The following is a 15,149-nucleotide window of genomic DNA, read 5'->3' as shown; positions in this document are numbered from 1 at the left end:
TGAGCTCGCGGACGATCCGCTCGGCGAGCTTGGGGCCGACGCCGTTGGCGCGCGCGATCATCGTCTTGTCCTGCGCCGCGATCGCACGGCTGATCTCCGCGGTGTCGAGCGCCGACAGGATCGCCAGCGCCACCCGCGCGCCGACGCCCTGGACGCCGGTGAGCAACCGGAACCAGTCGCGCTCGTCGATCCGCGCAAAGCCGACCAGCCGGATCGAATCCTCGGCGACCAGCATCTCGGTGAACAGGGTCGCCGCCTCCCCCACCGGCCCGATCGCCGACAGCGTCCGCGCCGACGCGCCGACCAGATAGCCGACCCCGCCGACGTCGATCACGGCATGGTCGAGGCCGGTCGCCTCCAGGCGTCCCTTCAGATGTGCGATCATGGCGCCGCGGTAGAACAAAGCCGTGGCCGCGTCATCATGCGCGGCAGAGGGCGGATGCAGCCCGCTCAGAAGCGGCGCTCAAGATCGCGGCGATGTCACCCGCGACGTGATCACGCCGCGTCGTGCAACCTGTCGCCACGACTGGCTTGGAGGTCACGGGCGAGATCGTCCAGCGGCCAGTCGAGCCATGCGGCGGCATCCTCGCGATTGGCGAACATGCTGAAGTTGACGCCGCACAGCAGCCGCCGCGCCTGCAGCCGCAGCAGCGCGCCGGGCACCGCCAGCGCGTAGCGCTCTATCCTGGCATCCTTGATGATCTGCGCGGTCTCGGCGTTGACCTCGGAGACGCGCGAACATTGCAGGTGATGCTCGGTGAGATCCGCCAGCATCCGCACCGCCCCGCAGGTGCGGCCGCAATGGGTAAGCACGGCCGCCACCTCCGCCTTGAACCGGAGCGCCTCGGCAACGTCCCACGTCCCTCGGCCGACGATCAGCACGCGCGCATCGGCAGGAAAGGCTTTGACCATGAACATGAAGCGTCAGTCGGGCTGACACACTTAACAATTGTTTTTTAACCCGAAACAGGCGCGATCGGGCTAGGTCGCAATCACTTTGGCAGCGGATCAGGCGCCGCCGATGCGCCGCGCCTGCGCCCGCGCGCTGGCGAGATGATGGGCGTGGGTGATCGCCACCGCGAGCGCATCGGCGGCATCGGGACCGGCGAGCTTGGCGCCGGGCAACAGCACCGCCATCATCGCCTGGATCTGCCGCTTCTCGGCGCCGCCGGTGCCGACCACCGCCTTCTTGACGGTGGAGGGATGATATTCGCCGATCAGCAGCCCGGCGGTGGCGGCGGCGAGCAGCACCACCCCGCGCGCCTGGCCGAGCTTCAGGGTCGATTGCGCGTTGGTGTTGCCGAGCACCTCCTCGGCGGCCGCACTGTCCGGCCGCTCGGCGCGGATCACCTCGCCCAGCGCCTCGAATAGGTTCGACAGGCGCCGCGGCAATGGCATCGACGGATCGGTCTTGATCTGACCATTGGCGACATGGCTCAGCCGATTGCCATCGGCGCGGATCACGCCCCACCCCGTGGTGCCGAGCCCCGGATCGAGGCCGAGGATGATCATGTCATGCCTCAAGCCCCTCCCCTTCAGGGGAGGGGTTGGGGTGGGGCTCGCCCGGCCAACGGTTAGGCCGCTCTCGGCAGGCAGCAACGATCACCTGCATCACGCCTTCCAGAGTGTCGCGCACGTCGCCGTTGGCAAATCTCATCACCTTATAGCCTCGACTTTCAAGGTAAGCGTCGCGCCTCTCGTCATAAATACGGTCGTGAGTGTCACCATCGATCTCGACGATCATCGCCTTTGCCGGGCACAAGAAGTCGCAGATATATGGGAAGATCACGGCCTGCCGTCGGAATTTGAAGCCTGTTTGCGAATTGGAGAGCTGACGCCACACGCGCACCTCACACTCGGTAGGATTGCGGCGCAACTGACGGGCTCGTTCGAGAAGTTCGCGTTCGGTGATCACTACCCCACCCCAACCCCTCCCCTGAAGGGGAGGGGGCAAGGTTTAACATGTCACCCCAGCTTCTCCATCACCTCGTCGGAGACCTCGTAATTGCCCCAAACCGTCTGGACGTCGTCGTCGTCGTCCAGCGTGTCGATCAGCTTGAACAGCGTCGCCGCATCGGCCTCGTCCACCGCGACCATGGTCTGCGGCCGCCAGGCAAGCTTGGCGCCCTCGGGTTCGCCGAGCACCGATTCCAGCGCCTTGGTGACGCCGTGCAGATCGCCGACTGCGGTCCAGATCTCGTGGCCGTCCTCCGACGAGGTGACGTCCTCGGCGCCCGCCTCGAGCGCCGCCTCGAACACCGTCTCGGCATCGCCCGCGCTCGCCGGATAGTTGATCAGCCCGACCCGGTCGAACGCATGGCTCACCGAGCCACCGGCGCCGAGGTTGCCGCCGTTCTTGGCCACCGCGGTGCGAACGTTGGTGGCGGTGCGGTTGCGGTTGTCGGTCAGCGCCTCGATGATCAGCGATACCCCGCCCGGGCCGAAGCCCTCGTAGCGGATTTCCTCGTAATTCTCGGTGTCGCCCTTGGCGGCCTTGTCGATCGAGCGCTGGATGTTGTCCTTGGGCACCGACTGCGCCTTGGCGGCGTTGATCGCGGCGCGCAGCCGCGGGTTCATGTCGGGATCGGGGAGCCCCATCTTCGCCGCCACGGTGATTTCGCGGCTGAGCTTGGAAAACATGCTCGAGCGCTTCTTATCCTGCGCGCCCTTGCGGTGCATGATGTTCTTGAACTTGGAATGGCCTGCCATGACTGCCTCTAGCGTATAATTGACCAGCCTTTAGGCCGCGGGCGCGTGGTTCGCCAACCCGTCGATTTTGGCTTCGAGCGCCGCGAGCCGGTCGATCACCAGCGCATCGAGCTTTTCGTGCAGGCGCAGGATGTCCAGCTCGGCGCGCAAATTGGTCTCGTAATCCAGGCTTGCCGCCAGCCGGTCCTTCGCCGCCTGGCGGTTCTGGCTCATCATGATCACCGGCGCCTGGATCGCGGCCAGCGTCGACAGCATCAGGTTGAGGAAGATGTACGGATAGGGATCGAACGCCCAGCCGAACCGGGTGAGGACGTCCGAGTTGAGCAGCATCCAGCCGAACAGCACCACCGTGAACCCGATGATGAAGCTCCACGACCCGCCGACTGCGGCGACTCGATCCGCCAGTCGGTCGGCCACGCTAGAGCGGGCATCGGCCTCATCCGCGGCGTCACGGCTGACGATGCTGCCGGTGTCGAAGCTGTCGAGCACCCGCCGCTCTTCGGGGTCGAGCGCCGTAGCGGGCTTGCGCAGCAGGCGCTGGGCAAGATCGGCGATCGGAATGCGCTGCGCCATCGATGGTCCTTCGGCTTGATCCTTGAGCGCCGGCCGCCGGGCGGTGCGCCGGCGCGCCCGTAGCGCCCCTGCCGTGCTTCGCCAACCGCTGCCGGGCCGCTGGACGCAAAGCGCTTGCCCCACCCCGGTACGATCGGCCACACGGGCGCCAATGACCGTCAGCGTAGACATGGGCAGCGACGAACGCGGCGCGCCCGTGACCATGGACCTCGAAGAACTGCTCGCCACCCGGCTGCTCGTCCAGGGCAATTCGGGCTCGGGAAAGTCGCACCTGCTGCGCCGCCTGCTCGAACGCTCGGCCGGCCAGGTTCAACAGGTGGTGATCGATCCCGAGGGCGATTTCGTCACGCTGGGGCCGGCCTATGGCCATGTCGTGATCGAGGCCGCCGATTATGCCGAGCGCGAGATCGCGCGCATTGCGGCGCGGCTGCGCGAGCATCGCGCCTCGGTGGTGCTCAGCCTCGAAGGCCTCGAGGCCGAGGGCCAGATGCGCTGCGCCGCGGCCTTCCTCTCGGCGCTGTTCGACGCCCCGCGCGAACATTGGTATCCGGCGCTGGTCGTTGTCGACGAGGCGCAGCTGTTCGCCCCCACCACCGGCGGCGAGGTGGCGGAAGACGTCCGCCGCGCCTCGCTGTCGGCGATGACCAACCTCATGTGCCGCGGCCGCAAGCGCGGGCTCGCCGGGGTGATCGCTACCCAGCGGCTCGCCAAGCTCGCCAAGAATGTCGCCGCCGAGGCGTCCAACTTCCTGATGGGCCGGACGTTTCTGGACATCGACATGGCCCGCGCCGCCGACCTGCTCGGCATGGAGCGCCGCCAGGCCGAGCAGATCCGCGATCTCGCCCGCGGCACCTTCCTCGCGCTCGGCCCCGCGGTGTCGCGCCGGCCGATCACGGTGAAGATCGGCCAGGTCGATACCTCGGCGCGCAGCGGCAGCCCCAAGCTCACGCCGCTGCCCTCGGCGCCGGCGGAAAACCTCCAGGAGCTGATCTTCGCGCCGCCGCCCGAAACCGCGCCGCAGCTGCCGATGGCGTTCGATTCGCGCCCGCGCCGGGTGCCGGCCGAGGAGCTGATCGACACCATCGAGCGCCCCGCCCCGCCGGCGACGCTCGCGCCGCTCCCCGACAAGTCGGACGACGAGGTGGAGACGATCTATGCGGGCGTGCTCGAGGCGATCGTCGCCGATGCCGATTCGGCGCTGCGCCCGCCGTCGGTGCTGTTCCAGGATTTCCAGGTCCGCTGCCGCATGGCCGGGCTCGCCCGCCCGCCGCTCGACCTGCCCGGCTTCACCCGCCGGCTGTCGGCGGCGCGCGCCGGCATCTTCGATGTCACTGACGAGCAATGGGCCGGGGCGATGGAACTGGCGGCGACGCTGCCCGACGACATGATCGGGCCGTTCCTGCTGGTCGCACGCGCCGCCAAGGACGGGGAGCCCTGCCCGTCCGACGAATCGCTCGCGACCACCTACGGCACCAGCTCATTGGGCCGCGTCCGCCGACTCGTCACCTATATTGAGAGCCGCGAGCTGTTCGTCTGCCGTACCGATCTGTCGGGCAAGCGCTCGATCACCATCCCGCGGCTGGGCTGGAGCACCGCGGCGGCGGAGGCGGCCTAGGCCGCTGACGAGCGTGGGCCTAATTGGCCCCGTTCGTGCTGAGCTTGGCGAAGCACCTGCGACTCATGCCGTTCGCTGTGTGGCAGGCGAACGGCGATGGTCGGCTGTCGCTCAGATCAGCAACGTTGCCAGCCCCACCGCCAGCCCGGCATGCACCATCGCGATCAGGTCGAGGTAGGTGGCGAACGGCTGCTTGCGGGTCTTGTGGCGATAGCGCTGGCGCGCCCACAAGGCGCCTGGCGAGCCGCCGATCGCGGCAAGCCTCAGCAGCGTTGATTCGTGGATCCGCCGTTCGCCGCGGATCGCGGCGCCCTTGTCATGGGCGAAGGTCAGCACCGTCAGCAGGTTGATCGCAACGAGGGCCAGCAGCAGGGGAATGGCGATCATCATGCCGCATCATCGCCCCTGCAGCTTGCCAAAGCGTTGCCGCCCTGGATCAGATCATCCCCAGCGCCTGCATATACACCTCGAGGATCGCTTCCTCCTCCTGATACTCTTCCTTCTTCTTCTTGCGGATCGAGAGGATCTTGCGGATCGCCTTGGGGTCGTAGCCGCGGCCCTTGGCCTCGGCCATCACGTCCTTGATGTCGTCGGTGATGCCCTTCTTTTCCTCTTCGAGCCGCTCGGCGCGCTCGATCAGCAGCCGCAGCTCATCCGCCGCGACGTGCCCGCCACCCATGCCTTCTTGCCGGTCGTCTGCCATGTGTTTCCCGCCACCGCGCAAACCTCGCGCGGCCCCTTATGTGATGATGTGAACACCGGCCGGACGCGCCGCCCGACACCGGTAGGAGGGCGCGTCTAGGGCGTTAACCGCGTTGGCTCAACCCCGCGCGGGATCGGTCATCGATGGCGGATCGCTCGCCGGGAAACTCTCGTCGAGCGCCTCGTCGAGCGCGTCCTCCGCATCGCTCGCGGGCGCGTTCTTCGTCATGCTCTCCTCCATCCGCGCGATCTGCGCGGGGGTGGCCTCGCTCTGGTAGCGCGCCTTCCACTCGGCCTGGGGCATGCCGTAGATCGTCTCGCGCGCCTCGGCCTTGTCGAGGTGCCCGGCTTCCTCGATCCAGTCGGCAAGGCAGTTGCGGCAGAAGCCGGATAGGCCCATCAGATCGATGTTCTGCGCGTCGGTGCGATGGCGCAGGTGGCGGACCAGCCGGCGGAACGCCGCTGCCGCCACCGCATCATCGAGCTGGTCGAGTTTGTCGGTCATGTCGTTTCCCAAGGTTGATCCTCGACCGATAGCGGCTAGAGGGGCAGCCGGCCATTCCCCAGGAGCCTCGTTCATGACCACTGCCATCGCGCCCCGCCCCCGAAAAGTGCGCGTGCTCGCGACGCTCGGCCCGGCGAGCAATTCCCCTGAGATGATCGCAACCCTGTTCCAGGCCGGGGCCGACGCCTTCCGCGTCAACATGAGTCACGGCGATCAGCAGTCCAAGGTCGCGGTGATCCAGGCGATCCGCGCGCTCGAGGAGAAGTTCGAGCGCCCCACCACCATCCTTGCCGATCTGCAGGGCCCCAAGCTGCGCGTCGGCAAGTTCAAGGACGGCAAGGTCGTCCTCCCCCATGGCGGCACCTTCGTGCTCGACCGTGACCCCACCCCGGGTGACGCCACCCGCGTCGAGCTGCCGCACCGCGAGATCTTCGAGGCGATCGAGCCCGGCGCGCGGCTGCTGCTCGATGACGGCAAGCTCGTGCTGCGCGTCACCGATCATGGCCCCGACCGGATCGAGTGCAATATCGAGGTCGGCGGTCCGCTGTCGAACAACAAGGGCCTCAACGTTCCCGATGTGGTGCTGCCAATGGCCGCGCTCACCGAGAAGGACCGCAGCGATCTCTCCTGGGCGATCGAGCAGGGCGTCGACTGGATCGCGCTGTCGTTCGTCCAGCGCCCCGAGGATCTTGCCGAGGCGCGCAAGCTGATCGGCGGCAAGGCCGCCTTGCTCGCCAAGATCGAGAAGCCCGCCGCGATCGACCGCTTGGAGGAAATCGTCGAGATGTGCGACGGCGTGATGGTCGCGCGCGGCGATCTCGGCGTCGAGATGCCGCCGCAGATGGTGCCGCCGCTGCAGAAGCGCATCGTCGAGACCTCGCGCCGTCTCGGCCGCCCGGTGGTGGTGGCGACGCAAATGCTCGAATCGATGATCACCAGCCCATCGCCGACCCGCGCCGAGGTGTCGGACGTCGCCACCGCGATCTACGACGGCGCCGATGCGATCATGCTTTCGGCGGAAAGCGCCGCGGGCGACTGGCCGGTCGAGGCGGTGTCGATGATGAACGCGATCGGCGTCTCGGTGGAGGGCGATCCGATGCACGGCGACCGCATCCACTTCACCGTCACCCGCCCCGATCCCACCACCGCCGACGCGATCGCCGAGGCGGCCAAGTCGATCGCCAGGACAACCTCGGCGACCGCGATCATCTGCTTCACCACCTCAGGGTCCACCGCCCGCCGCGTTGCGCGCGAGCGTCCGCCGGTGCCGATCCTGGTGCTCACGCCCAGCAAGGACACCGCGCGCCGGCTCGGCCTGCTGTGGGGCACCCATGCGGTGTTCACCCGCGACGTCGAATCGTTCGAGGACATGGTCGGCAAGGCCAAGCGCATGGCGCTGCGCACCGGCATCGCCAAGGCCGGCGACCGGGTGATCGTGATGGCCGGCGTGCCGTTCCGCACCCCCGGCTCCACCAACGTCCTCCACGTCGTGCGCATCATCGGCGACGAGCTGAAGGACTATAGCTGACGCGCGAATGACGCTGATTTCACTGGCTCCCGGCCGGCGTTCGCCGCAGAGCGCCGGCCATGGAACTCGAAGTCAGCGCCGAGGCCAAGGACAAGCGCCTCAACCGCAGCATCGCCATCACCGTCGTCGTGCTGTCGGTGTTCATGGGCCTGTCCAACATCAAGGACGGCAACATCGTCCAGGCGATGCAGCAGGCGCAGTCCGATTCGGTCGACCAGTGGAACGAATATCAGGCGACGCGGACCAAGATCCGCATCACCGAGGTCGCGCGGACCCAGCTCGCCGCCACCGCGACCGGCGAGGCGGCCGCCCCGGCGCTCGCCGGCTTCGCCGCCGACATTGCCCGCTACAAGAGCGAGGCGCCCGGTTTCGCCGCCCAGGCCAAGGCGTCGAGCGCGCTCTACGATGCGCTCAACATCCATGACGACCAGTTCGACGCCAGCGACGCGCTGATCTCCACCGCGGTATCGCTGGCGGCGGTGGCGGCGCTGGTGGAGAGCGGTTGGCTGCTCGCCGCGGCCTGGGCGTTCGGCGGCTTCGGGCTGTTCTTCGGCATCTGCGGCTTTGCCGGCTGGGGCTTCCACCCCGACGTGCTCAGCAATTTCCTCGGCTGAGTGCCGCCGCGACGGCAGCAGCACCGGCGGCGCTAGGCGAGCAGCCCCAGCTCGGTTAGCGCGGCGCGCAGCGTCGGCTCGTCGGTAAAATGCAGCGCGATCAGCCCCACCGCCCGGGCGCCGGCGATGTTTGCCTCATTATCGTCGATGAACACCGTGTCGGCCGCCTCGAGCCCGAACCGCTCCAGCGCCAGCCGGTAGATCGCCGCATCGGGCTTCACCAGTTTCTCGGCCCCGGAGACCACCACGTCGCGAAAGCGATCGAACATCGCCGCCTCGCGGGCGCGGAACGGCGGCCAGAATTCATGGCTGAAGTTGGTGATCGCGAACAGCGGCACGCCCGCCGCATCGAGCTCGCCGACCAGCGCGTCCATGCCCGCAATCGGCGCGCCGATGCTCTCCAGGAACCGTGGGCCCCAGGCGCGGATCAGCGTCTCGTGCTGCGGGTGCAGCGCGATCAGCTCCGCCGAGGTATCGGCGAAGTCGCGGCCCGCATCATGCTGGAAGTGCCACTCATGGGTAACGACGTCGCGCAGGAACGCGTCAAGCGCCCGATCGTCGTCGATCAGGCGCCTGTAGAGGATCCGCGGATCCCAATCGTACAAGACCCGGCCGACATCGAAGATGACGGCCGTGGGCTTAGCCAAAATGGCTCAGCCCTGGCGCGCCTTGAAGCGGCGGTTGGTCTTGTTGATCACGTAAGTGCGGCCGCGGCGGCGGATCACGCGGTTGTCCCGGTGGCGATCCTTGAGCGACTTCAGGGAATTGCGGATCTTCATGATCGATTCGCTTCTTTGCAAAATGATGGTGTTCGGAAAGCGCGATCGCCTAGTGATCGGCCCTGCAATAGTCAAGCAACGCTCGCCGCGTTAGAGCGTTTCCCTATCGCAACGATGACTCGTCCCACGCTTACAAGGGTACCGCCGCCATGACCATCCGCCCGCTCCTCGCCCTGGGCGCCGCCGCCGCGCTGCTCGCCGGCTGCACCACCACCGCCTCGCTGCCGCCGGCCGAGGTGATCCGCTACCATCTCGGCGAGCCGATCGCGCGCGGCACCGTCAGCGTCCAGCCGCTCACCGGCGGCGCGCCCGCCAGCCTAGAGTTCAAGACCTATGCCGCCGCGGTCGAGGGCGAACTGTACCGCAACGGCTATGCCGCGGTCCCGCAGGGAGCGCAGCCCGGATTCATCGCCACCGTCGCCTTCACCCGCACCGAACAGGCCGGCCCGCCGCGCCAGTCGCCGTTCAGCGTCGGCCTCGGTGCCGGCGGGTTCAGCGGCGGTGGCGGGCGCCGGGGTGGCAGCGGCATCGGGCTTGGCGGCGGCGTCGGCTTCCCGATCGGCAAGAGCCGCAGCACCACCGTGCTGGTCGCCGAGCTCGCGGTGACGATCAAGCGCCGGGTGGATCAGTCGCCGGTCTGGGAAGGCCATGCCCAGGGCATCAGCGACATCAAGGCCGCCGACGAACAGGCCGGCCGCCTCGCCCGCGCGCTGTTCACGGGGTTCCCCGGCCAGTCGGGCCGCACTATCTCGGTACGCTGACCAGCTCCCCGAAAGCGAGAACCATGACCATCGCCATCAACGCCGCGTTCGACGGCGGCAACATCCGCGTGGTCGCCATCGACGGCGACCGCGTCGACCTGGAGATCGTCGCCGATCACCAGTCGGACTTTTTCCAATGGTTCTCGTTCCGGGTCGCGGGCGCGCGCGGCCGGCGCCTGCAGTTCCGCATCGTCAACGCCGGCAAGTCGGCCTATCCGTTCGGCTGGCCGGGCTACCAGACCCGCGCCAGCACCGATCGCCTCGCCTGGCGGATGATCGATACTCGCTACGAGAATGGCGTGCTCTCGTTCGATTACCAGCTCGATGGCGAGCTCGCCTGGTTCGCCTATTTCGCGCCCTATACGATGGAGATGCACGAGGCGCTGGTCGCGCGCACCGCGCTCAAGGCCGGCGTCACCCATCGCCAGCTCGGCACCAGCCTTGATGGCCAGCCGATCGACTATTTCCGTATCGGCAGCGGCGCCAAGCCGGTGTGGCTCTATGCGCGTCAGCATCCCGGCGAATCGATGACCGAATATTGGATGGAGGGCGCGCTCGACTGGCTGACCACCCCCGCCGCCGCCGATCTGCTCGCCAAGGCGACCGTCCATGTCGTCCCCAACATGAACCCCGACGGCACCCGCCGCGGCCATCTGCGCACCAATGCCGCGGGGGTGAACCTCAACCGCGAATGGCACGCGCCGAGCCTCGAGCGCAGTCCCGAGGTGCTCTGTGTGCGCGATGCGATGGACGAAACCGGCGTTGCCTTTGCGATCGACGTCCATGGCGACGAGGCGATCCCCGCCAATTTCATCGCCGGCTTCGAGGGCATCCCCAACTGGACGGAAGAGCATGGCGCCAAATTCTATGAATTCGGCCGCCGCCTTGCCGCCCATACCCCCGATTTCCAGACCGAACGCGGCTATCCCAAAGCGGGCGCCGGCCAGGCCAATCTTTCCATGTCGACCAACCAGCTCGCCCAGCGCTTCGGCGCGGTGTCGGTGACGCTGGAGATGCCGTTCAAGGACCATGACACCAACCCCGACCCCGAGTTCGGCTGGTCGGGCCAGCGCTCGAGGCAGCTGGCCGTCTCCTGCCTGGAGACGCTCGCTGCCATGATCGACGAGATCTGAGCGTGGAGCTGCGCGAGGGCGGGCTCGATCACCCCGCAGTGATCGAGCTGCTGCGCTTCCACGTCCGCGAGGCCAATGCCAACACCCCGGTCGCCAACGCCCATGCGCTCGACATTGACGCCCTGCGCCACCTCGCGATTCGCTTCTGGTCGGCATGGGACGGTGACACCTTGCTCGGCATGGCCGCGCTGAAGGAACTGGAGCCGGGTCATGGCGAGGTGAAATCGATGCGTGTCCACCCCGACCACCTGCGCCGCGGCGTCGCCAGCGCGCTGCTCGGCCACATCGTCGCCACCGCCCGCGGTCGCGGCTACACCCGGCTCAGCCTCGAAACCGGCACGGCGCCGGCGTTCGCGCCCGCCAACGCGCTCTATGAGCGCGCCGGCTTTGTCGACGGGCCGGTGTTCGGCGGCTATCCGGCGAGCGAACACAACCGTTTCATGACTCTCGTCCTTCAAGAGCAGCCGGCTTGATCGACCGGATCGGCGGGCAACGGCGTGGCGTCATACGCCCCCTCTCCCCGTTCGTGCTGAGCCTGTCGAAGCACGATGAGACCCATTGCCCTTCGACAGGCTCAGGGCGAACGGGGCAAGAAGAACTCGCATCGACCCCCGCGTCACCGCCGGCTATCTGCGCATCGAACTTTTAGGAGCCCGCCCCATGCCCACCCTCGTCCTGATCCGCCACGGCCAGTCCTCCTGGAATTTGGAAAACCGCTTCACCGGCTGGTGGGATGTTGACGTCACCGAGCAGGGCGCTGCCGAGGCGCGCGCCGCGGGCGAGCTGATGGCCGCCAAGGGCCTCGACTTCGACATGACCTTCACCTCGCTGCAGACCCGCGCGATCAAGACGCTCGATTTGGCGCTCGAGGCGATGGGCCGGCTGTGGCTGCCGGTGGAGAAGGACTGGCGCCTCAACGAGCGTCATTACGGCGGCCTCACCGGGCTCAACAAAGCCGAAACCGCAGCCAAGCATGGCGACGAGCAGGTCCATGTCTGGCGCCGCAGCTTCGATGTGCCGCCGCCGGTGCTCGAAGCCGGAAGCGAATATGATCTCGCCAAGGACCGTCGCTACGCTGGCATCGCCATCCCGCAGACCGAGAGCCTCAAGGACACCATCGCCCGGGTCCTGCCCTATTGGGAGCAGCGCATCGCGCCCGCGCTCAAGGACGGCCAGCGCGTGCTGATCTCCGCGCACGGCAATTCGCTGCGCGCGCTGGTCAAGCATCTGTCCAACATCCCCGACGACGAGATCACCGGCCTCGAAATCCCCACCGGCCAGCCGATCGTCTACCAGCTCGACGACCAGCTCGCCGCGACCGACCGCTATTATCTCAGTGAGCGCTGAGCCCTTGCCCTATGCGGGGCGCAGCTTCGCCGCCTTCCTGTTCGACATGGACGGCACGCTGATCGACAGCATCGCCTCCGCCATCCGCGCTTGGCGCGGCTGGGCGGAGGGCCATGGGCTCGATGCCGAGACGGTGCTCGCGCAGATGCACGGAGTGCGCGCGGTGGAGACGATCCGCCGCTTTGGCCCTGCGGGCATCGACGCCCAGGGGGAGGCCGATCAGCTGACGCAGGCCGAAATGGACGATGTCGACGGTATCGTGCCGATCAGCGGCGCCGTCGACTTCCTTGCCGCGCTGCCGGTCGGCAGCTGGGCGATCGTCACCTCCGCGCCCCGCCGCCTCGCGCTGCGCCGCCTTGAGATCGCCGGCCTGCCGCCGCCGCCGGTGCTAATCACCGCCGACGATGTCGAGCACGGCAAGCCCGCGCCCGATTGCTTCCTCGCCGCGGCCCGCGCGCTTGAGGTCGATCCGCACGACTGCCTGGTGTGGGAAGACGCGCCCGCCGGCATCGCCGCCGCCGAAGCCGCCGGCGCCGCGGTGATGGTGATCACCGCCACCCACAGCCATCCCTATGCGGGCACCCACCCCACCACCGAAGGCTATGGCGACCTGACGGTCACCGTCGACGGCGATGGCCGCCTTCACCTCGGCTAAGCGGCCCCCGTCATCCCGGGCTTGAACCCGGGATGACCAAGAGCGGCGAAAGCCGTGCCTCGCCGCCTTGCCCTCTCTGGCCCCTCACGCTACGCAGCCCGCTCTTTTCGCAAGCGGAGGTTGGCGGGTGGCAGACCCCTTGGTCGGCATCATCATGGGTTCGACCTCCGATTGGGAGACGATGCACCACGCCGCCGAGACGCTCGACGCGCTCGGCGTCGCACATGAGACCCGCGTCGTCTCGGCACACCGCACCCCGCAGCGCCTCTACGATTACGCCACCGGCGCCGCGGATCGCGGCCTCAAGGTGATCATCGCCGGTGCCGGCGGCGCGGCGCACCTGCCCGGTATGGCGGCGTCGATGACCCATCTTCCCGTGCTCGGCGTGCCGGTCGAATCCAAGGCGCTGAAAGGCATGGATAGCCTGCTCTCGATCGTGCAGATGCCCGGCGGCATTCCGGTCGGCACGCTCGCGATCGGCAAGCCCGGCGCGATCAACGCCGGGCTGCTCGCCGCCGCGATCCTCGCCACTGGCGACGACGCGCTCTCCACCCGCCTCCAGGCCTGGCGCGCCGCGCAGACCGACGCCGTCGCCACCGACCCCGCAGCCTGATGCTTCAGCCCGGCGCGACCATCGGCATCCTCGGCGGAGGCCAGCTCGGGCGGATGCTCGCGGTCGCCGCGGCGCAACTCGGCTACCGCACCCACATTTTCGCGCCCGATGCAGAGAGCGTCGCCGCGCAGACCGCCTCGGCGATCACCCGCGCCGCCTATGACGACCATGACGCGCTCGCCGCCTTCGCCGCGGCCTGCGATGTCGTCACCTACGAATTCGAGAATATCGCGCTCGCGCCCGTCGAATGGCTGGCGACCCGCGTTCCCGTCTTCCCCAATCCGCGTGCGCTCGCCGTCGCGCAGGAGCGGATCGCCGAGAAGCGCTTCGTCGAGCAGGTCGGCGGCGCCCCGGCGCGCTGGGCGGCGGTCGACAGCCGCGCCGGCCTCGACGCAGCGATCGCCCATGTCGGCACCCCGGCGGTGCTCAAGACGACCCGCTTCGGCTATGACGGCAAGGGCCAGGCGCGGCTCCACGCGCCCGCCGATGCCGACGTCGCGTGGGCGGCGATCGGCGGCCCCGCGGTGCTAGAGGCGTTCGTCCAGTTCGACCATGAATTCTCGATCCTGATCGCGCGCGGCCAGGATGGCGCCACCGTCCGCTACGATCCGCCGCACAACGTCCACCGCGACGCGATCCTGCGCACCTCCACCGTCCCCGCGCCGCCCGAGATCCTCGCCCAGGCCGCCGACGCGACCGCGCTCGCCTGCCGCATTGCGGCCGAGCTCGACTATGTCGGCGTGCTCGCCTGCGAGTTCTTCGTCGGCACCGACGGCCCGGTGTTCAACGAGATGGCGCCGCGTGTCCACAATTCGGGCCACTGGACCATCGAGGGCGCCGAGACCTCGCAGTTCGAGAACCACATCCGCGCGATCTGCGGCCTGCCGCTCGGCGCCACCGCGCGCACCGGCGCGCAGGTCGAGCTCGAGAATCTGATCGGCGACGATCCCTGGGTCCCCGCGCTCGCCGAGCCCGGCGCCCACCTCCACCTCTACGGCAAGGCCGCCGCCCGCCCCGGCCGCAAGATGGGTCACGTCACCCGCGTCACTCGCTGACCGCGAGCTTGCGCGCATCGAACACGACCGGCACGATAACCGGCAGGTCGAGCGTTGCCGTGTCGCGGGTCACCGGCCTGATCCTGAACAGGCGAGACATCGCCAACGCGGCGGCGCCAAAGCCGTAGTGGCGCGGCACCTCGCTGGCGATCCGGCAGCGCTTGGGCGGGCCGGGCCGCGGCACCTTGCATTCGAGCATCACCAGCCCCGATTTCCGGTTGGCCTTGGCTGACAGCGGCCAGAACGGCGCCATCTCCTGGTCGTTCGGCTTCACGATCCACGCCGCCGCGCCATAGGTCGGCCCGCGCCCGCCGGTGCCGTCGCCATCGCCCATGCCGTCGCCGACGCCGCGGCCGCTGCCCTGGCCGTCGCGTGCGGCCAGGCCCTGCGCAGGGCCGATCGCCGGCGCGGGCGGCGCCTCGATCTGCGATGACAGCGCCAGCGCCGGCGCGGCAATGGTCGGCGTGCTGTCCATGATCGGCGGCGGCGGCGCGGTCGCCCGCGGCGGCGACCCGCCCACCGGTCGCGCCGCCACCGGGCGCGGCCGTTCGGGCGGCGGC

At 68.6% G+C, this 15,149-nt stretch carries 22 protein-coding genes; 10 read left to right on the top strand and 12 right to left on the bottom strand.

Features of this window, described 5'->3' with window-relative positions; genetic code table 11:
* The 6 genes from ruvA to OXR60_RS18990 form a co-directional block, all read right to left on the bottom strand.
* A partial coding sequence (gene ruvA / locus OXR60_RS19015) for a Holliday junction branch migration protein RuvA (RefSeq protein WP_267397592.1) occupies positions 1 to 385 on the bottom strand: 385 nt, incomplete at its 3' end.
* Between the two features lie 110 nt (positions 386 to 495).
* Positions 496 to 918: a hypothetical protein gene (locus tag OXR60_RS19010; RefSeq protein WP_267397591.1), complete on the bottom strand. Its 423-nt coding sequence runs from the start codon at positions 916 to 918 to the stop codon at positions 496 to 498.
* Positions 919 to 1,008: 90 nt separating this feature from the next.
* Positions 1,009 to 1,512 (bottom strand): crossover junction endodeoxyribonuclease RuvC, encoded by a 504-nt coding sequence (ruvC, locus tag OXR60_RS19005; RefSeq protein WP_267397595.1) that lies wholly within the window; start codon positions 1,510 to 1,512, stop codon positions 1,009 to 1,011.
* A gap of 1 nt (position 1,513) precedes the next feature.
* On the bottom strand, positions 1,514 to 1,915 hold the full coding sequence (locus tag OXR60_RS19000; protein WP_267397590.1) for an endonuclease domain-containing protein: 402 nt from the start codon (positions 1,913 to 1,915) through the stop codon (positions 1,514 to 1,516).
* Positions 1,916 to 1,965: 50 nt separating this feature from the next.
* The gene (locus tag OXR60_RS18995) at positions 1,966 to 2,709 is read right to left on the bottom strand and encodes a YebC/PmpR family DNA-binding transcriptional regulator (protein ID WP_267397588.1); all 744 of its coding nucleotides are present in this window, start codon (positions 2,707 to 2,709) and stop codon (positions 1,966 to 1,968) included.
* Positions 2,710 to 2,739: 30 nt separating this feature from the next.
* The gene (locus OXR60_RS18990; protein ID WP_267397586.1) at positions 2,740 to 3,282 is read right to left on the bottom strand and encodes a DUF1003 domain-containing protein; all 543 of its coding nucleotides are present in this window, start codon (positions 3,280 to 3,282) and stop codon (positions 2,740 to 2,742) included.
* Positions 3,283 to 3,433: 151 nt separating this feature from the next.
* On the opposite strand from OXR60_RS18990, the gene OXR60_RS18985 reads away from it, so the two are divergent.
* Positions 3,434 to 4,897 carry an ATP-binding protein gene (locus OXR60_RS18985; RefSeq protein ID WP_267397585.1) on the top strand — a complete coding sequence of 488 codons (1,464 nt, stop codon included), beginning with the start codon at positions 3,434 to 3,436 and terminating at the stop codon, positions 4,895 to 4,897.
* Between the two features lie 111 nt (positions 4,898 to 5,008).
* Here the strand turns inward: OXR60_RS18985 and OXR60_RS18980 are convergent, their stop codons facing one another.
* The 3 genes from OXR60_RS18980 to OXR60_RS18970 all read right to left on the bottom strand — a co-directional run bounded on the left by OXR60_RS18980 (position 5,009) and on the right by OXR60_RS18970 (position 6,104).
* A complete protein-coding gene (locus tag OXR60_RS18980; protein WP_267397584.1) occupies positions 5,009 to 5,287 on the bottom strand; it encodes a DUF1294 domain-containing protein in 279 nt (92 codons plus the stop codon).
* 46 nt (positions 5,288 to 5,333) lie between these two features.
* On the bottom strand, positions 5,334 to 5,576 hold the full coding sequence (locus OXR60_RS18975) for a DUF2312 domain-containing protein (protein WP_267397594.1): 243 nt from the start codon (positions 5,574 to 5,576) through the stop codon (positions 5,334 to 5,336).
* 141 nt (positions 5,577 to 5,717) lie between these two features.
* Complete coding sequence (locus OXR60_RS18970) at positions 5,718 to 6,104, bottom strand: DUF1244 domain-containing protein (protein ID WP_267397581.1); 387 nt, start codon at positions 6,102 to 6,104, stop codon at positions 5,718 to 5,720.
* Between the two features lie 73 nt (positions 6,105 to 6,177).
* On the opposite strand from OXR60_RS18970, the gene pyk reads away from it, so the two are divergent.
* Both pyk and OXR60_RS18960 read left to right on the top strand, forming a co-directional pair.
* The gene (gene pyk / locus OXR60_RS18965; protein ID WP_267397579.1) at positions 6,178 to 7,632 is read left to right on the top strand and encodes a pyruvate kinase; all 1,455 of its coding nucleotides are present in this window, start codon (positions 6,178 to 6,180) and stop codon (positions 7,630 to 7,632) included.
* A 59-nt stretch (positions 7,633 to 7,691) separates the two neighbouring features.
* Entirely contained in the window at positions 7,692 to 8,246 is a 555-nt protein-coding gene (locus OXR60_RS18960; protein ID WP_267397577.1) for a DUF4337 family protein, read from the top strand.
* A 32-nt stretch (positions 8,247 to 8,278) separates the two neighbouring features.
* Here the strand turns inward: OXR60_RS18960 and OXR60_RS18955 are convergent, their stop codons facing one another.
* The gene (locus tag OXR60_RS18955; RefSeq protein ID WP_267397575.1) at positions 8,279 to 8,893 is read right to left on the bottom strand and encodes an HAD family phosphatase; all 615 of its coding nucleotides are present in this window, start codon (positions 8,891 to 8,893) and stop codon (positions 8,279 to 8,281) included.
* 6 nt (positions 8,894 to 8,899) lie between these two features.
* Positions 8,900 to 9,025 (bottom strand): type B 50S ribosomal protein L36, encoded by a 126-nt coding sequence (gene ykgO, locus OXR60_RS18950; RefSeq protein ID WP_003046794.1) that lies wholly within the window; start codon positions 9,023 to 9,025, stop codon positions 8,900 to 8,902.
* Between the two features lie 149 nt (positions 9,026 to 9,174).
* Here ykgO and OXR60_RS18945 point away from each other — a divergent pair, with 149 nt between their 5' ends.
* From OXR60_RS18945 to OXR60_RS18915, 7 genes are all read left to right on the top strand, one after another.
* Positions 9,175 to 9,786 carry a DUF4136 domain-containing protein gene (locus OXR60_RS18945; protein WP_267397574.1) on the top strand — a complete coding sequence of 204 codons (612 nt, stop codon included), beginning with the start codon at positions 9,175 to 9,177 and terminating at the stop codon, positions 9,784 to 9,786.
* Between the two features lie 23 nt (positions 9,787 to 9,809).
* Positions 9,810 to 10,919, top strand: coding sequence for a M14-type cytosolic carboxypeptidase (locus OXR60_RS18940; protein WP_267397573.1), 1,110 nt, complete (start codon positions 9,810 to 9,812; stop codon positions 10,917 to 10,919).
* A 2-nt stretch (positions 10,920 to 10,921) separates the two neighbouring features.
* Positions 10,922 to 11,392 (top strand): GNAT family N-acetyltransferase, encoded by a 471-nt coding sequence (locus OXR60_RS18935; protein WP_267397572.1) that lies wholly within the window; start codon positions 10,922 to 10,924, stop codon positions 11,390 to 11,392.
* 187 nt (positions 11,393 to 11,579) lie between these two features.
* On the top strand, positions 11,580 to 12,266 hold the full coding sequence (gpmA, locus tag OXR60_RS18930) for a 2,3-diphosphoglycerate-dependent phosphoglycerate mutase (protein ID WP_267397571.1): 687 nt from the start codon (positions 11,580 to 11,582) through the stop codon (positions 12,264 to 12,266).
* The gene (locus OXR60_RS18925) at positions 12,256 to 12,921 is read left to right on the top strand and encodes an HAD-IA family hydrolase (protein WP_267397569.1); all 666 of its coding nucleotides are present in this window, start codon (positions 12,256 to 12,258) and stop codon (positions 12,919 to 12,921) included. Before gpmA ends, OXR60_RS18925 begins: the two co-directional genes overlap by 11 nt.
* 154 nt (positions 12,922 to 13,075) lie before the next feature.
* Positions 13,076 to 13,534: a 5-(carboxyamino)imidazole ribonucleotide mutase gene (purE, locus tag OXR60_RS18920; RefSeq protein WP_267397593.1), complete on the top strand. Its 459-nt coding sequence runs from the start codon at positions 13,076 to 13,078 to the stop codon at positions 13,532 to 13,534.
* Positions 13,534 to 14,589, top strand: a complete 1,056-nt coding sequence (locus OXR60_RS18915; RefSeq protein ID WP_267397568.1) for a 5-(carboxyamino)imidazole ribonucleotide synthase — start codon at positions 13,534 to 13,536, stop codon at positions 14,587 to 14,589. The genes purE and OXR60_RS18915 overlap by 1 nt, the downstream gene beginning before the upstream one ends.
* Here OXR60_RS18915 and OXR60_RS18910 read toward each other — a convergent pair.
* Positions 14,579 to 15,149 (bottom strand): TonB family protein (locus OXR60_RS18910; protein ID WP_267397567.1); only part of this gene is annotated, 571 nt, incomplete at its 5' end. The genes OXR60_RS18915 and OXR60_RS18910 overlap by 11 nt on opposite strands.

The sequence above is a fragment of the Sphingomonas sp. GC_Shp_5 genome, from assembly GCF_026540855.1.
Lineage (GTDB): Bacteria > Pseudomonadota > Alphaproteobacteria > Sphingomonadales > Sphingomonadaceae > Sphingomonas.
This window is presented reverse-complemented; position numbering and strand designations above follow the sequence as displayed.

What these genes read in the sequence shown, in the direction of transcription:
- OXR60_RS19010 (WP_267397591.1), bottom strand. Translation starts at nt 918, where the DNA reads ATGTTCATGGTCAAAGCCTTTCCTGCCGATGCGCGCGTGCTGATCGTC.
- ruvC (WP_267397595.1), bottom strand. Translation starts at nt 1,512, where the DNA reads ATGATCATCCTCGGCCTCGATCCGGGGCTCGGCACCACGGGGTGGGGC.
- OXR60_RS18995 (WP_267397588.1), bottom strand. Translation starts at nt 2,709, where the DNA reads ATGGCAGGCCATTCCAAGTTCAAGAACATCATGCACCGCAAGGGCGCG.
- OXR60_RS18990 (WP_267397586.1), bottom strand. Translation starts at nt 3,282, where the DNA reads ATGGCGCAGCGCATTCCGATCGCCGATCTTGCCCAGCGCCTGCTGCGC.
- OXR60_RS18985 (WP_267397585.1), top strand. Translation starts at nt 3,434, where the DNA reads ATGACCGTCAGCGTAGACATGGGCAGCGACGAACGCGGCGCGCCCGTG.
- OXR60_RS18980 (WP_267397584.1), bottom strand. Translation starts at nt 5,287, where the DNA reads ATGATGATCGCCATTCCCCTGCTGCTGGCCCTCGTTGCGATCAACCTG.
- OXR60_RS18975 (WP_267397594.1), bottom strand. Translation starts at nt 5,576, where the DNA reads ATGGGTGGCGGGCACGTCGCGGCGGATGAGCTGCGGCTGCTGATCGAG.
- OXR60_RS18970 (WP_267397581.1), bottom strand. Translation starts at nt 6,104, where the DNA reads ATGACCGACAAACTCGACCAGCTCGATGATGCGGTGGCGGCAGCGGCG.
- pyk (WP_267397579.1), top strand. Translation starts at nt 6,178, where the DNA reads ATGACCACTGCCATCGCGCCCCGCCCCCGAAAAGTGCGCGTGCTCGCG.
- OXR60_RS18960 (WP_267397577.1), top strand. Translation starts at nt 7,692, where the DNA reads ATGGAACTCGAAGTCAGCGCCGAGGCCAAGGACAAGCGCCTCAACCGC.
- ykgO (WP_003046794.1), bottom strand. Translation starts at nt 9,025, where the DNA reads ATGAAGATCCGCAATTCCCTGAAGTCGCTCAAGGATCGCCACCGGGAC.
- OXR60_RS18945 (WP_267397574.1), top strand. Translation starts at nt 9,175, where the DNA reads ATGACCATCCGCCCGCTCCTCGCCCTGGGCGCCGCCGCCGCGCTGCTC.
- OXR60_RS18940 (WP_267397573.1), top strand. Translation starts at nt 9,810, where the DNA reads ATGACCATCGCCATCAACGCCGCGTTCGACGGCGGCAACATCCGCGTG.
- gpmA (WP_267397571.1), top strand. Translation starts at nt 11,580, where the DNA reads ATGCCCACCCTCGTCCTGATCCGCCACGGCCAGTCCTCCTGGAATTTG.
- purE (WP_267397593.1), top strand. Translation starts at nt 13,076, where the DNA reads ATGGGTTCGACCTCCGATTGGGAGACGATGCACCACGCCGCCGAGACG.
- OXR60_RS18915 (WP_267397568.1), top strand. Translation starts at nt 13,534, where the DNA reads ATGCTTCAGCCCGGCGCGACCATCGGCATCCTCGGCGGAGGCCAGCTC.